This window comes from Amycolatopsis sp. NPDC102522 (genome assembly GCF_055584485.1).
The window spans coordinates 434,296-446,942 of sequence record NZ_JBVJLY010000001.1; the positions used below are offsets into that span (position 1 = coordinate 434,296).

Consider the following 12,647-nt stretch of genomic DNA (forward strand, 5'->3'; position numbering starts at 1 on the left):
CCGCGTTCAGAGGACTACTTGCGTTCCTCCAGCGGACGGGCGTTGAGGTGGTCGGCGAGGAGCTTCCGGGCGATCTCCTCCGGGTCCTTGTCCGGCGGGAGCGGCGGAGGCGGCGGAGCGGGGCTCGCGTCCTCGTTGTAGAGATCTTCGTCTTCCTCGACCGGCTCGGGCGGGAGCGGGATGTCCGGCTCGGCTGTCGTCACCTTCGGCCGCTGGGGTTCCGGCTCCGGCTTCGGCGCGGGAGGCGCCGAAACAGCGGCACCGGACGCCTCGGCGGATCGGCGGGTGAAGGACCGCTCGGACGAGGTCTGGGCAGGCGCGACCTTGGGCGCGGCGGTCTGCCGGACCGGCGCGGCGCCGTGCACGCACCGCACCTGCCAGTCGCCGTCGAAGACCGCCTTGAACGCGGCCGCGATGCGTTCCGTGTGCTGCGGCTCGGAAAGCCTGCGTGCCACAGGTTCCGCGCTGTGCGTGAGCGTGACGGCGGTGCCCTCGACACTCACCACACTCGCCTGCGTGAGCATCGCACCGGTGACAGCGCCGCCCGGGACCTTGCGGATCGCGGCCTGCACCTGCGGCCACCGGCCACGGATCCCGTCCACGTCCGTCTCGCCGCTCGAAGCAGCCGCCGGAGCGGGCGCGGCCGGAGGCGGGGTGGGCGCGGAAGGACGTTCGGCGGCGGGCTCGGGCCGCGCGACAGGCTGGGCGGCAGGCTGGGCGGCAGGCTGAGGGGCGGCTTGCGGGGCCGGCGCGGCCTGCTGAGCGGGGGCGGCGGCGCGTTGCGACGGCCGCTGGAACTCGCGGACGGACTCGCCACCCGAGGGAGCGACGGGGGGCGGCGCCGGAGCGGCCTGCGCGACCGGACCTGCTTGAACAGCCGGAGCGACAGGAGCGGCCTGGACGGCTGGGGCCGCGCCACCGGCGACGGGCGCCGGGGCCGAAGCGGCACGGCGCTCAAGGCGCTCGAGACGGGCGAGCAGCGCGTCGGTGCCCTCGGCGATCGACGGCAGCAGCATCCGCGCCGTCAACAGCTCCAGAACCAGCCGGGGCGAGGTCGCGCCCCGCATCTCCAGGAGTCCATTGTGGACGATGTCGGCGTAGCGCGAGAGCGTGGCGGGCTCCAGCTTTCCCGCCTGCTCCTTCATCTTCTTGAGCTCGTCGTCCGGCGCGGCGACCAGCCCGCGCTCACCCGCGTCCGGCACCGAACGCAGCATCACCAGGTCGCGCAGGCGGTCGAGCAGGTCGGTGGCGAAGCGGCGCGGGTCGTGCCCGGCCTCGGCGAGACTCTCGACGGTGGTGAACACCGCTGTCGCGTCGTCCGCGGCCAGCGCGTCGACCATGCCGTCGATGAGCGCGACGTCGGTGACACCCAGCAGGGACACCGCCCGCGGGTAGTCGACGCCGTCCGGCCCGGCTCCCGCCAGCAGCTGGTCCAGCACCGATTGCGTATCCCGCGCCGATCCCCCGCCCGCACGGATGACCAGCGGATACACGGCGGGCTCGACCTTCGCGCCTTCGGCCGCGACGTTGCGTTCGAGCAGCTCGCGCATGGAACTCGGCGGGATCAGCCGGAAGGGGTAGTGGTGCGTCCGCGACCGGATGGTGGGCAGCACCTTGTCCGGCTCGGTGGTCGCGAAGATGAAGATCAGGTGCTCGGGCGGCTCTTCCACGATCTTCAGCAGGGCGTTGAAGCCCTGCGTGGTGACCATGTGCGCCTCGTCGATGATGAAGACGCGGTAGCGCGAGTCCGCCGGGGCGTAGAAGGCCCTGTCCCGCAGCTCGCGGGCGTCGTCGACACCACCGTGGCTGGCGGCGTCGAGTTCGGTGACGTCGACGCTGCCGGGGCCTTCGGGCGCGAGGTTGCGGCACGAGTTGCACTCGCCGCACGGATCCGGCGTCGGGCCCTTCGCGCAGTTCAGCGAACGCGCCATGATGCGCGCGCTCGACGTCTTTCCGCAGCCGCGCGGGCCGGAGAAGAGGTAGGCGTGGTTGATGCGCCCGGCCGCCAGCGCGATACGCAGCGGATCGGTCACATGCTCCTGCCCGACGACCTCGGCGAAGGTAGCCGGACGGTACTTTCGGTACAGCGCTAATGCCACGGCCGCGAGACTACCGGGAAGGTCCGACGGTGAGACCAGCACCGACCCCAGGCACGTATCCGGTCCGCTTCGGCACCGCCGAGCTGCTCCGCGACGCGGACCGCCCCAACGCCTGGATGATCTCTGTCGACGGCGTCGCCCAATCGCACGTCAACCTCGACGATCCCACGGATCTCGAGTTCGACTACATCCGCCGGATCGCCGACGTCGTCGACTGCCTCGGCGAAGGCCCGCTCGACGTGCTGCACGTCGGCGGAGCGGCCTGCACGCTTCCCCGCTACATCGCCGCCGTACGGCAGCGCTCGCGGCAGCTGGTGTTCGACGCCGACAGCGAACTCGTCGCGGTCGTCCGCGAGCAGTTGGGCCTGAAGGGGCTGAAGGTCCGCGTCGGCGACGGCCGCGAAGGCGTCTCGGCCAGGTACGACGCTTCGGCCGACCTCGTCATCGTGGACGCCTTCGAACGCGGCGTCCTGGCAGGCGGGCTCGCGACCGTGGAGTTCACCGGCGAGATCGCGCGCGTCCTCCGCCCGGCCGGTACCTATGTCGCCAACGTCTCGGACGGCCCGAACCTGCCGTTCCTTCGCCGGTTCCTGGCGACACTGGCGATTTCGTTCCCCCACCTGGCGATCTTGGCCGAGCCGGGCGTCCTCCGGGGCCGCCGCTTCGGCAACATCGTGGTCGCCGCCTCCCGCACGGAACTCCCCGTGACCGACCTGACCCGCCGAGCCGCTTCCTCGGCCTACCCGGCCCGCTGCGTCGCCGGAGAAGACCTCCGTGACCTGCAAGGCAAGGCGAAACCCATCACGGATGCGGAGGCCCTGCCGTCGCCGATCCCACCAAAAGACGTCTTCGGAATCTTTTAAACCCGCACCTGGTCACCCCAGCCGACCAACCGTGGGGGTCCGGGGGGCGAAGCCCTGCCGGGTGGGTGTGGGGTCGCACCCCATAAATGAAGGCGGATCCCGCGCACCCGTCAGAGCTTGCTTATCCTTGCTGCCTTCCGGCCCTGGGGAGGTTCACAAGATGGACGCCGCGCGGGATCCAGGGACCAGTGTAGTCACTCCCGTCCAGGCATGGAGGACAGTGGGGGGTATGAGTACTCCGACCTGGGAAGATGTCCTCAAGGCCGCCGAAGCCGTCCACCCGTTCGTGCGACGCACGCCGGTGCTGCGCGCTGAGGTCGACGGGCGGCCGTTGGTCCTCAAGCTGGAGCATCTGCAGCGGAGCGGGTCGTTCAAGCTGCGGGGCGCGGTGAACGCGCTGGTGAGCGGGCCGTTGCCGGAGCGGGTGCTGACGGCGTCCGGCGGCAACCACGGGCTGGGCGTGGCGACGGCGGCTTCGCTGCTCAACCTGCCTGCGACGGTGTACGTGCCGGAGTCGGCTCCGCAGGCGAAGACGGACCGAATCGAGGCCGCGGGCGCGAAGCTCGTCCGTCACGGCGCGACGTACGCCGAGGCGGCCGCGAAGGCTGTCGAAGCCGTCTCTGAGCCGGGTACGCGGTACCTGCACGCGTACGACGATCCCGCCGTCGTCGCCGGTCAGGGCACCGTGGCGGCCGAAGTGGTCCAGGACGCGCCGGACGTCGACGCGTTCGTGGTCGCGGTCGGTGGTGGCGGGCTGGTCGCGGGGACGTCGCTGGCCGGGTTGCCGACGTTCGCCGTCGAGCCGGAGCGGTGCCGCGCGCTGGGCGCGGCGCTGGAGGCGGGTGAGCCGGTGGACGTGGAGATCGACTCGGTGGCGGGGTCCGCGTTGGGCGCGACCAGGGTCGGGAGCGTCCCGTTCGCCGTGCTCCGGACGCGGGCGACGTCCGTGCTGGTCAGCGACGCGGAACTGCTCGCAGCGCGGGATCGGCTCTGGGAGGAGTTCCGGCTCGCCGTCGAGCCTGCTGCCGCTGTCCCGTTCGCCGCGTGGCTGGCCGGGCGGACCGAAGGCGACCTGCCCTGCGTCATCCTGTGCGGTGCGAACAGCGAGTGGACTCCCTGAGTCAGCCCGCCCGCAGCGCGACCCGGAACTCGGTCCGGCCCGGGCGGCTGGCGACCCCGACCTGCCCGCCGTGCGCGGCGACGACGGCCGCGACGATGGCCAGGCCGAGTCCGGTGCTGCCCGCCGCCCGCGACCGCGAATCGTCGCCGCGGGCGAAGCGTTCGAAGACCTCCGGGAGGATTTCCGGCGGGATGCCCGGCCCACTGTCGGCAATGGACAGTGTCACCGTCGAGTCCACTATGGACAACGCCGTGGTGACCTCGGTGCCTGCCGGGGTGTGCGTGCGCGCGTTGCCAAGCAGGTTGATCACCACCTGGTGCAGCTGATCCGCGTCGCCGAGGACGGTGATCGGTTCCGGCGGGACCTCCAGCAGCCATCGGTGCTCCGGCCCGGCGACGTGCGCGTCGGCGACGGCGTCCGCGACCAGCCGGGACAGATCGACGGGCTGGTGCACCACCGGGCGACCGGAATCGAGCCGCGCGAGCAGCAGCAGATCCTCGACGAGGCCGGTCATCCGCGTCGATTCCGACTCCACCCTGCCCATCGCGAACGCGATGTCCGGCGGCACCTCGGAGCCGGACCGCCGGGTGAGTTCCGCGTAGCCGCGGATGGCCGCGAGCGGGGTCCGCAGTTCGTGGCTGGCGTCCGCGACGAACCGGCGCACCCGGCTTTCACTGGCCTGGCGGGCGGAAAGCGCGGCCGCGATGTGGCCGAGCATGCGGTTGAGCGCGAAGCCGACTTTGCCGACCTCCGTCCGTGGATCGGTGTCCACTTCGGACACTCGTTCGGACAGCGCGACCTCGCCGCGGTCCAGCGGGAGTTCGGCGACCCTGGTCGCGGTGGCGGCCAGCCGGTCGAGGGGTTTCATGGTGCGCCGCACGGTCACCGCGCCGAGCGCGCCCGCCAGCAGGATGCCGCCGACGGCCACCCCGCCGAAGATGAAACCCAGGCTCCACAACGTGTCCGTGACGTCCTTGGTGGGCAGCCCGGAGATCGAGACACCGCCGTTGGACATCTGCTTCGCCACCACGCGGTACTCCCCGAGGGACCCGAGGTCCACGTCGGTCGGCTTGTCGATCGGCGTCGACCGCAGCAGCTTGGCGACCTGGGCCGGGCCGACCGGGTCGTGGGGGAACGGGTCGGGGATCTTCGCGTCGTAGCTGGACCGGAGCACGGCGGCGAGCGCGCGCCCGTCCGGGGACACGGTCACGAACAGCGAACCGGTGCTCTGCCCGTACGCGCGCAGACCCTCGGGAACCCTGTCCCCGCTGGGGCGGCCCGGTGGCGGCGGACGGCCGGCGCGTTCGCTGGTCTCGGCGAGCCTGGCGTCGAGCTGGCCGATCAGGAAGTCCCGCAACGCCAGTTCGGTCACCACGCCCACCACCAGGCAGACGAGCGCGAGCAGCCCCGCGACCTGGGCGATCAGCCGCCGCCGCAGGGACCAAGGCCGCCTACCCCGCGGGCTTGAGGACATACCCGGCGCCGCGCATCGTGTGGATCATCGGCTCCCTGTCGGCGTCGATCTTCTTGCGGAGGTAGGAAATGTACAGCTCGACGATGTTGGCCTGGCCGCCGAAGTCGTAGCTCCACACCCGGTCCAGGATCTGTGCCTTCGACAGCACGCGCTTCGGATTGCGCATGAGGTACCGCAGCAGTTCGAACTCGGTCGCCGTCAGCGGCACCAGAGCGCCGCCGCGGTGCACTTCGCGGCTGTCCTCGTCCAGGGTCAGGTCGCCGACGACCAGCGTCGAACCACTCGGCCCGGCGACCCCGCCCGCGCGCCGGAGCAGCGCGCGCAGCCGCAACGCGACCTCCTCCAGGCTGAACGGTTTGGTGACGTAGTCGTCGCCGCCCGCGGTGAGCCCGGCGATCCTGTCCTCCACCGCGTCCTTCGCGGTCAGGAACAGCACCGGCAGGTTCGGCGCCTCGGATCGCAGGCGGCGCAGGACGTCCAGGCCGCTCATGTCCGGCAGCATGACGTCCAGTACCACCGCGTCCGGCCGGAATTCCCTGGCGACGCGGACCGCTTCGGTGCCGTCGGCGGCTGTGCGGATGTCCCAGCCCTCCATGCGCAGAGCCATCGACACCAGCTCGGACAAGGTCGCCTCGTCGTCGACGACCAGCACCCGCACGGGGCTGCCGTCGGCACGGCGCAGGCCGGCCTTCGCGGTACCGGACGAAGGGACGTTCACACTGGTCATGCTGCCATCCTGCGCGGCGCCGATGAGCCTTCTCTGTGTCCCCGCTGTGCGTTTCCTGTGAACGATCACCCGGCCGGGCGGGAATCACAGCGCGTGCCCACCGCCGGCACAGCTTCCGCACAGCGACGGCGAACACCATGGCCGCAACCGAGTACACGGAGGCGACCAGATGACCGAACCGACCAAACCCGCCGAGCCCCCGGCGGGCGAGACCGCCGCTTGGGGCGCCCCTGCCCCGGCGGGCGAACCGAAGAAGGCCTGGTCGGGCCGTAAGACCGCGATCGCGGCCGGGGTGGCGGTGGTGATCGCCGCCGGTGGCGGGGCCGCGATCTGGGCCGGGACCGCCGCGAACGGCGCCGAACAGGGCCCGGGCGGGATGATGGGCGGCCCCGGCGGCGGCCGGATGCTCGTCGGCCCTGGCGGCGGCATGCCGCGGGACGCGCTGCACGGCGACTTCGTCGTCTCCGACGGCAAGGGCGGCTACAGCACCGAACGGCTGCAGACCGGCGAGATCACCGAGATCAGCGCGACGTCCGTCAGCCTGACCAGCAAGGACGGCTACAAGCAGGTCTACACGATCGATGCGTCGACCAAGAAGACCGGCGATCCCAAGACCGGCGAGACGGTGACGGTGACCGCCAAGGTCACCGGGGACACCGCGACGGCGACGACCCTCGGCAAGGCCGGGCAGAACCAGCGCGGGCAGAACGGCGGCCGGCCGGGACAGGGCCAGCGGGGGCAGAGCCAGCCAGGTCAGGGCCAACCGGATCAGGGGCAGCCTGGTCAGGGCCAGCCGGGACAGGACGGGCAGGGCGGGCCGAGGCTCGGCTACTGACCCAGGACGGCGAGCAGCGCGGCGGCCGTCTCGGCGGGTTCCTGACCCGAGGTGTCGAGGACGACGCGGTCGCCGCCGGCCCGCCGCATCCGGGCCGCCTCGGCGATCGCGCGGGCGGCCACCCGGTCCCGCACGCCGGGTGGCGCGCCGCGGAGTTCGTCACCGGCCAGCAGCGCGGATTCGCCTTCGGCCCGGCGCCGGACGCGTTCGGTGAGCGTCGTGTCGTCCGCGTCGAGATGGACGACGGTGACCTCCTCGAAGACCCGCCGGTGTTCCGGGAGGAATTCCCTAGCCACGACGAGCAGCTGCTTCGCTCCGGCCTCGCGGTAGCCGTGCCGGACGGCCGCGAGGTTCGCCGCCGCGACGGCCGGATCCGGGCCCGGACTCACGAACCCGAACTGCGCGAGGTCGACGTAGGCGACGGGCAGCTCGCGCGCCCAAAGGTCCCGCAGCGCGCCGAACGCGGCCGTCGACTTGCCGACCGCCGTCGGGCCGGTGACCACGGTCACCGGCCCGGGCAGCGTTTCGACGGCGTCCGGCGGCCGGACCGGTCCATCCTCGACGGCGCAGCGCCGGAACAGTGCGTCCACGGTCTCTTCGGCCCGCTGCCCTGTCGTGTCCATGGCCTCACCGAAACCGGTGCGGTCGTAGGCGTCCGCCACCGCGAAGAGATCGGGCAGCGCGGCGGCGGGCGAACCACGGTCGAGGAAGCGGCTCCGGAGTTCGTCGCGATCGCACGTCAGCCGGACGAGCGTGAGGTCGAAGTCGCGGCCTTCGAAGTCCCGCTCGACACCGTTTTCGGGATCCACCACCCCGGAAACGACGAGCTGCCTGGCGCCCCGGCGACGCAGGATCTCCAGTACCCGCAGCAGATTGGCCGCCTTGATGGCGTGCGAGGCGTCGCCCCCGCCCGGTGGCGGGCCGATCAGTCCGAGCTGGTCGATGTCGACGTACGCGACGTTGCCGCCCGCTTCCCCGACACGGGTGTACAGACCCCAGGCGGTGGTCGACTTCCCCGCCCCCGGCGGACCGGTCGCCCAGAGCACGGGTGTCTTCTCGATCCCCATGGCTTTCGATCTTAGGAACCCCTGTCCACCGAAATAGGGCAGAGTTGGGCGCGTGCGGGACATCAGTGGTTCGCTGGCGAGGCAGGCCTGTGCGGTCGCGGCCGTCTGCCTGGTCGCCGACGCCGGGCTGTTCCTCATCGTCGGACCACCGCTCTCGCTGGGCTGGCAGGCGTGGGTGATCCTGATCGGCGGAATACTCGCCAACGCCGCCCTCGCCGGGCCTTCGCGGTATTCCGGCTGGGTTTCGGCCGCGCACGGCGCGTTGCTCATCGCCGCGCCGCTCCTGGTGTACCCGTTCGACCACTACCTGCAGGCCACCAACGCGGGCGTGCTGATCGCGGGCTACCGCGCGGGCGCCTGGCTGACGACCAAACCCGCGCTGGCGGCGCTGGCCGCGATGCTCGCCGGGCTCTTCGCCTGCATCCTCATCCCGGCCGACCGGGGTGATCGGGACTGGCGGCTGGTGCTCATCGACGTCGGGGTCAGCGGACTGTTGCCGTGGATGGTCGGCCGCTACACGACCGCGCGGCGCGCGTACATCGCCGACCTGCAGCGCGTGGAGGAACAGCGGCAGCAACACGAAGCCGAAGCGGTGCGCCGCGCCGTCATCGAAGAGCGCACGACGATCGCCCGCGACCTGCACGACGTGATCTCCCACCACGTCAGCGCGATCGGCGTGCACGCCGGCGCCGCGCGGCTGGGACTGCCGGAGGGCGAACCCGCCGTCCGGCGCTCGCTCTCCGCCGTCGAATCGTCGAGCCGGGCCGCGATGGCCGATCTGCGGCGTCTGCTGGATCTGTTGCACGGCAAGGAAAACGGCGACGCGCAGCGGCAACCGGGGCTGGACAACCTCGACGAGCTGCTCGACAACCTGCGCACCGCCGGGCTGCCCGCGCGGCTGGTCAGTCACGGCGGACCGCGGGAACTCCCGGGATCGGTGGACATCGCGCTGTACCGCATCGTGCAGGAGGCGCTGACGAACGCGCTCCGGCACGGTTCCGGCGGGACGGTGGAGATCGACCTCGCCTACCGGCAGACGGAGGTCGTCCTCGCGGTCACGAACGAGATCGGCCGCCCGAACCGGAAGTCGCCCGCCGAGTCGACGAAACGCGGTCTCGCCGGGATCAGGCAACGGGTCGCCTTGTTCGGCGGGCAGGCGGAATGCGGACCGCTCGACGACGGGCGGCGCTGGCGGGTTCGAGTCGGTTTTCCTTTGGAGGCGGAGTGATCCGGGTTCTGCTGGCGGACGATCACGCGATGTTCCGGTCCGGGATGCGCGCGGTACTGGACACCCAGGCGGATTTCGAATGTGTCGGCGAGGCCGCGGACGGGCGCGAAGCCGTCGCACAGGCGGCCGCGCTGCGCCCGGACGTCGCGGTGCTCGACGTCCGGATGCCCAAATTGGACGGTCTGGCCGCGACCGAGGCGATCATGTCCGCGCCGGGCAACGACACCCGTGTCCTCGTGCTGACGACCTACGACTCCGACGAGTACGTCTATCGCGCGCTGCGGGCCGGTGCGAGCGGGTTCCTGTTGAAGAGCCTCGCCCCCGAAGAACTCGTCTCGGCCATGCGGGTGGCCGCGCGCGGCGACGCGCTGATCGATCCGACGGTGACCCGGCGGCTGGTGTCGACCTTCGCCACCAGCATCGAACCGGTGGCCGCCGAGCCGGCGGAGCTGGAACGGCTCACCTCACGCGAGCGCGAAGTCCTGATGCTGGTCGCCAACGCCTCCAGCAACGCGGAGATCGCCGCGCATCTGCACGTGGGCGAGGAGACGGTGAAGACCCACGTCTCCCGCATTCTCGCGAAACTGGGACTGCGCGACAGGGTGCACGCCGTGGTCTACGCGTTCCGGAACGGTCTCGTCGGCGGCCGGTGATCGGTTCGCCGGACCGGGCTTCCGATGCCAGAATTCCCGGAGGACACGTCGAGGCGGGGAGCTTGGGAATGAAGCGCTGGGTCACGCTCACGATCGGGCTGGTCTTCCTGCTGGTGGGCGGTGTCTGGGTGCTCCAGGGCGCCGGCGTGCTGACCGGCAGCTTCATGACCGGGCAGAAACTGTGGTTCCTGATCGGGCTCGTCGCGTTCCTGGTCGGGGTGGTGCTGGTGGCGGCCACCGCCCGCCGCTCGCGGCGGACCCCCTCCGACGACTAGCCGCGTGTTTCCCGCCGGATCACCCGTGTTTCCCGCCGGATCACGCGTGTTTCCCGCCGGATCACCCGTGTTTCCCGCCGGATCTCGCGTGATTCCCGCCGGAACACCCGAGTCGTCCGTCTGATCACGCGTGTTCCGGCTCCAGTCACATGTGATCCGTCTCCAGTCACGCGTGATCCGGCTCTGATCACGCGTGTTCGGTGTCTGGTCACGCGTCACGCGATCTTGAAGATCGGGTAGCCGGGGGCGATCTCCAGCAGCTTCTCGTCGGACGCCTTCGCGTCGACACCGTCGAAGAACACGCCGACCTCGAACTTCCAGCGCTTGAGGTAGGCGCGCAGGATCTCGGGCTTCTCGGCGTCGGTCAGTTCGGTGTAGGTGAAGGTCTCGGTGCGGCGCCCGACGCTGAGCTGCCCCTCACCCGCGACCCGCAGGTTGCGCACCCACTGCGTGACACCGCGCGGCGCGACCAGGTAGCGCTCGCCGTCCAGCTTCAGCAGGTTGACCGGGACCGACCGCAGTTCGCCGCTCTTGCGGCCGCGGACCGAAAGCACCCGGCTGCCCACGACGCTGACACCGAGCCTCGTCAGCTTGAGCACGAACTCGTTGAACGCGCTGGTCGCCGCGGCGGGCTTGATGTAGCGGGTGTCGGCGGTGGTGGTCATCTCGTCTCCTTGAAGTCCGCGAGAGCAGTGCTCTCTGTTAAGAGCAGTGAACACCAGAGCGGTGCATCGCGTCAAGAGCAGTGCTCTCATTTAGGTGCGATGCTCTAGAGTGAGAGCATGGCCGCTACCCAGACCGCGCGCGAACGCGCCCGTGCCGAGCTCACCCGCGAGATCAAGGACGAAGCCCGCCGTCAGCTCGCCGAAGTCGGCGCGCTCGGGCTTTCGCTCCGAGCCGTCGCGCGGGAGCTGGGCATGGTCTCGTCCGCGCTCTACCGCTACTTCTCAAGCCGTGAAGAACTGCTGACAGCTCTGATCGTCGACGCCTACAACGCCGTCGGCGAGGCCGCGGAGGCCGCCGACGACCCCAAGAAGGCTTCGCTGGAACGCTGGGAGTCGATCTGGCACGCGGTCCGCGCCTGGGCGAAGGCGCAGCCGCACGAGTACGCGCTGATCTACGGCTCGCCGATCCCCGGCTACCAGGCCCCGCAGGACACCGTCACGCCCGCGGGGCGGGTGGCGTTCGCGCTGGTCGCGGTCCTGCGCGACGCGAATCTCCGGGTCGAGACCGAGGTCGGCGAAATGCCCGCCGAGCTCCTGCAGCAGCTCGGCGCCGTCACCGAAATCCTCCAGATCACCCTGGCCCCCGAGACGGCGTCCCGGTTGATCATGGCCTGGACGCAGCTGTTCGGGATGATCAACTTCGAGCTGTTCGGCCAGTACGTCGGCTCCGTCGACCCGTCGGACGCCTTCTTCGCGCACGGGGTCCGTCAGATGGCCGAGTTCACCGGGATCAGGATGACCGGCTGAGCGCGGTCCACGACCGCATCAGCAGCTGGACGGCGTCCACCGCGTCCTCGTCGCCGGTCCCCTCGGGACTGAGGAAGCGCTGGAGCAGGAGGCCGTCTTCGAGCGCGTGCAGGATCAGCGCGAGGAAGGCCGGGTCGGCGGGCGGTTCGGCGCCCCGCGCGGCGAGTTCGGTCCGGACCGACGTCTCCAGCAGTGCCCTTGTCGACTTCTCGCCTTCGCCGACGAGCGGACGCGCCTCGGGATTCCGCAGCGCGTACAGGGCCAGCTCGGTGCGCAGGATCAGCCAGCCTTCGAGGTGTTCGGCGCGCTCGACGTTCCACGCGCGCAGCCGCTCCATCATCTCGGCGAAGGAACCGGCACCCTCGCCCAACGCGGTGACCTCTTCGGCCTCGCGCCGGGTCCGGCGGCGCAGCAGTTCGACGACGAGCTCGTGTTTGCCGTCGAAGTTGCCGTAGAAGGCGCCGCGCGTGAAGCCTGCCCGTTCGGCGATCTGCTCGACGGACGTGCCGTTGACCCCGCGTTCGGAGAACAGTTCGGCGGCCGCCGCGAGCAAGCGCTGCCTGGTCTGCTCGCGGCTTTCTTCCCGCGTCAAGCGTTTCGCCGTCACATGGCGATCCTAGAGTTCGCGCGTCGCCTGCCGACCGGTCAGCCACACCCCGCCCGCGAGGACGGCGACGGCGACCGCGACGGCCAGTGCGGTGAGCGGCCACAACGCCTGGCTCGCGAGGAACGCGGCGACGGCGCCGAAGAGAACGGCGACGAGGAGCAACGGCGTGGTCCGGACGGCTGCGGCGGCGGGGACGGTGGCCATGGGAGGTTTCCCTTCGAGGGTGG

At 71.2% G+C, this 12,647-nt stretch carries 14 protein-coding genes and 1 other RNA gene; 7 read left to right on the top strand and 8 right to left on the bottom strand.

From position 1 onward, the window contains the following. Positions 1 to 14: 14 nt before the first annotated feature. Positions 15 to 2,099: a DNA polymerase III subunit gamma and tau gene (locus ACZ6YV_RS01740; RefSeq protein ID WP_465507839.1), complete on the bottom strand. Its 2,085-nt coding sequence runs from the start codon at positions 2,097 to 2,099 to the stop codon at positions 15 to 17. Between the two features lie 29 nt (positions 2,100 to 2,128). Between ACZ6YV_RS01740 and ACZ6YV_RS01745 the strand changes: the two genes are divergently transcribed. Continuing rightward, positions 2,129 to 2,962 (top strand): spermidine synthase, encoded by an 834-nt coding sequence (locus ACZ6YV_RS01745; protein WP_465507840.1) that lies wholly within the window; start codon positions 2,129 to 2,131, stop codon positions 2,960 to 2,962. 87 nt (positions 2,963 to 3,049) lie between these two features. On the opposite strand, the gene ffs is transcribed toward ACZ6YV_RS01745, so the two are convergent. Further along, an RNA gene (gene ffs, locus ACZ6YV_RS01750) (signal recognition particle sRNA small type) lies at positions 3,050 to 3,146 on the bottom strand. Between the two features lie 45 nt (positions 3,147 to 3,191). On the opposite strand from ffs, the gene ACZ6YV_RS01755 reads away from it, so the two are divergent. Continuing rightward, complete coding sequence (locus ACZ6YV_RS01755; protein ID WP_465507841.1) at positions 3,192 to 4,082, top strand: serine/threonine dehydratase; 891 nt, start codon at positions 3,192 to 3,194, stop codon at positions 4,080 to 4,082. A gap of 1 nt (position 4,083) precedes the next feature. Here the strand turns inward: ACZ6YV_RS01755 and ACZ6YV_RS01760 are convergent, their stop codons facing one another. Both ACZ6YV_RS01760 and ACZ6YV_RS01765 read right to left on the bottom strand, forming a co-directional pair. Beyond that, positions 4,084 to 5,556: a sensor histidine kinase gene (locus ACZ6YV_RS01760; RefSeq protein ID WP_465507842.1), complete on the bottom strand. Its 1,473-nt coding sequence runs from the start codon at positions 5,554 to 5,556 to the stop codon at positions 4,084 to 4,086. Next, complete coding sequence (locus ACZ6YV_RS01765) at positions 5,534 to 6,283, bottom strand: response regulator transcription factor (protein ID WP_465507843.1); 750 nt, start codon at positions 6,281 to 6,283, stop codon at positions 5,534 to 5,536. Before ACZ6YV_RS01765 ends, ACZ6YV_RS01760 begins: the two co-directional genes overlap by 23 nt. A 169-nt stretch (positions 6,284 to 6,452) precedes the next feature. Here ACZ6YV_RS01765 and ACZ6YV_RS01770 point away from each other — a divergent pair, with 169 nt between their 5' ends. Beyond that, positions 6,453 to 7,118 (top strand): hypothetical protein, encoded by a 666-nt coding sequence (locus ACZ6YV_RS01770; RefSeq protein WP_465507844.1) that lies wholly within the window; start codon positions 6,453 to 6,455, stop codon positions 7,116 to 7,118. On the opposite strand, the gene ACZ6YV_RS01775 is transcribed toward ACZ6YV_RS01770, so the two are convergent. Next, positions 7,112 to 8,185 (bottom strand): AAA family ATPase, encoded by a 1,074-nt coding sequence (locus ACZ6YV_RS01775; RefSeq protein WP_465507845.1) that lies wholly within the window; start codon positions 8,183 to 8,185, stop codon positions 7,112 to 7,114. The two genes, ACZ6YV_RS01770 and ACZ6YV_RS01775, sit on opposite strands and share 7 nt — an antisense overlap. Before the next feature lie 52 nt (positions 8,186 to 8,237). Between ACZ6YV_RS01775 and ACZ6YV_RS01780 the strand changes: the two genes are divergently transcribed. From ACZ6YV_RS01780 to ACZ6YV_RS01790, 3 genes are all read left to right on the top strand, one after another. After that, complete coding sequence (locus tag ACZ6YV_RS01780) at positions 8,238 to 9,413, top strand: sensor histidine kinase (RefSeq protein WP_465507846.1); 1,176 nt, start codon at positions 8,238 to 8,240, stop codon at positions 9,411 to 9,413. Beyond that, positions 9,410 to 10,066, top strand: coding sequence for a response regulator (locus tag ACZ6YV_RS01785; RefSeq protein WP_465507847.1), 657 nt, complete (start codon positions 9,410 to 9,412; stop codon positions 10,064 to 10,066). Before ACZ6YV_RS01780 ends, ACZ6YV_RS01785 begins: the two co-directional genes overlap by 4 nt. Before the next feature lie 68 nt (positions 10,067 to 10,134). Next, positions 10,135 to 10,341 (top strand): hypothetical protein, encoded by a 207-nt coding sequence (locus ACZ6YV_RS01790; protein ID WP_465507848.1) that lies wholly within the window; start codon positions 10,135 to 10,137, stop codon positions 10,339 to 10,341. Between the two features lie 215 nt (positions 10,342 to 10,556). On the opposite strand, the gene ACZ6YV_RS01795 is transcribed toward ACZ6YV_RS01790, so the two are convergent. Beyond that, a complete protein-coding gene (locus ACZ6YV_RS01795) occupies positions 10,557 to 11,006 on the bottom strand; it encodes a nitroreductase family deazaflavin-dependent oxidoreductase (RefSeq protein ID WP_465507849.1) in 450 nt (149 codons plus the stop codon). Positions 11,007 to 11,123: 117 nt separating this feature from the next. Here ACZ6YV_RS01795 and ACZ6YV_RS01800 point away from each other — a divergent pair, with 117 nt between their 5' ends. After that, positions 11,124 to 11,813 (top strand): TetR/AcrR family transcriptional regulator, encoded by a 690-nt coding sequence (locus ACZ6YV_RS01800; RefSeq protein ID WP_465507850.1) that lies wholly within the window; start codon positions 11,124 to 11,126, stop codon positions 11,811 to 11,813. Here ACZ6YV_RS01800 and ACZ6YV_RS01805 read toward each other — a convergent pair. Together ACZ6YV_RS01805 and ACZ6YV_RS01810 are read right to left on the bottom strand one after the other, a co-directional pair. Continuing rightward, on the bottom strand, positions 11,797 to 12,420 hold the full coding sequence (locus ACZ6YV_RS01805) for a TetR/AcrR family transcriptional regulator (RefSeq protein WP_465507851.1): 624 nt from the start codon (positions 12,418 to 12,420) through the stop codon (positions 11,797 to 11,799). The two genes, ACZ6YV_RS01800 and ACZ6YV_RS01805, sit on opposite strands and share 17 nt — an antisense overlap. A 9-nt stretch (positions 12,421 to 12,429) precedes the next feature. Next, positions 12,430 to 12,624, bottom strand: a complete 195-nt coding sequence (locus ACZ6YV_RS01810; RefSeq protein ID WP_465507852.1) for a hypothetical protein — start codon at positions 12,622 to 12,624, stop codon at positions 12,430 to 12,432. Positions 12,625 to 12,647: the final 23 nt, after the last annotated feature.

Coding starts and splice junctions, on each gene's coding strand:
- ACZ6YV_RS01770 (WP_465507844.1), top strand. CDS start 6,453: ATGACCGAACCGACCAAACCCGCCGAGCCCCCGGCGGGCGAGACCGCC.
- ACZ6YV_RS01800 (WP_465507850.1), top strand. CDS start 11,124: ATGGCCGCTACCCAGACCGCGCGCGAACGCGCCCGTGCCGAGCTCACC.
- ACZ6YV_RS01755 (WP_465507841.1), top strand. CDS start 3,192: ATGAGTACTCCGACCTGGGAAGATGTCCTCAAGGCCGCCGAAGCCGTC.
- ACZ6YV_RS01775 (WP_465507845.1), bottom strand. CDS start 8,185: ATGGGGATCGAGAAGACACCCGTGCTCTGGGCGACCGGTCCGCCGGGG.
- ACZ6YV_RS01760 (WP_465507842.1), bottom strand. CDS start 5,556: ATGTCCTCAAGCCCGCGGGGTAGGCGGCCTTGGTCCCTGCGGCGGCGG.
- ACZ6YV_RS01765 (WP_465507843.1), bottom strand. CDS start 6,283: ATGACCAGTGTGAACGTCCCTTCGTCCGGTACCGCGAAGGCCGGCCTG.
- ACZ6YV_RS01795 (WP_465507849.1), bottom strand. CDS start 11,006: ATGACCACCACCGCCGACACCCGCTACATCAAGCCCGCCGCGGCGACC.
- ACZ6YV_RS01810 (WP_465507852.1), bottom strand. CDS start 12,624: ATGGCCACCGTCCCCGCCGCCGCAGCCGTCCGGACCACGCCGTTGCTC.
- ACZ6YV_RS01790 (WP_465507848.1), top strand. CDS start 10,135: ATGAAGCGCTGGGTCACGCTCACGATCGGGCTGGTCTTCCTGCTGGTG.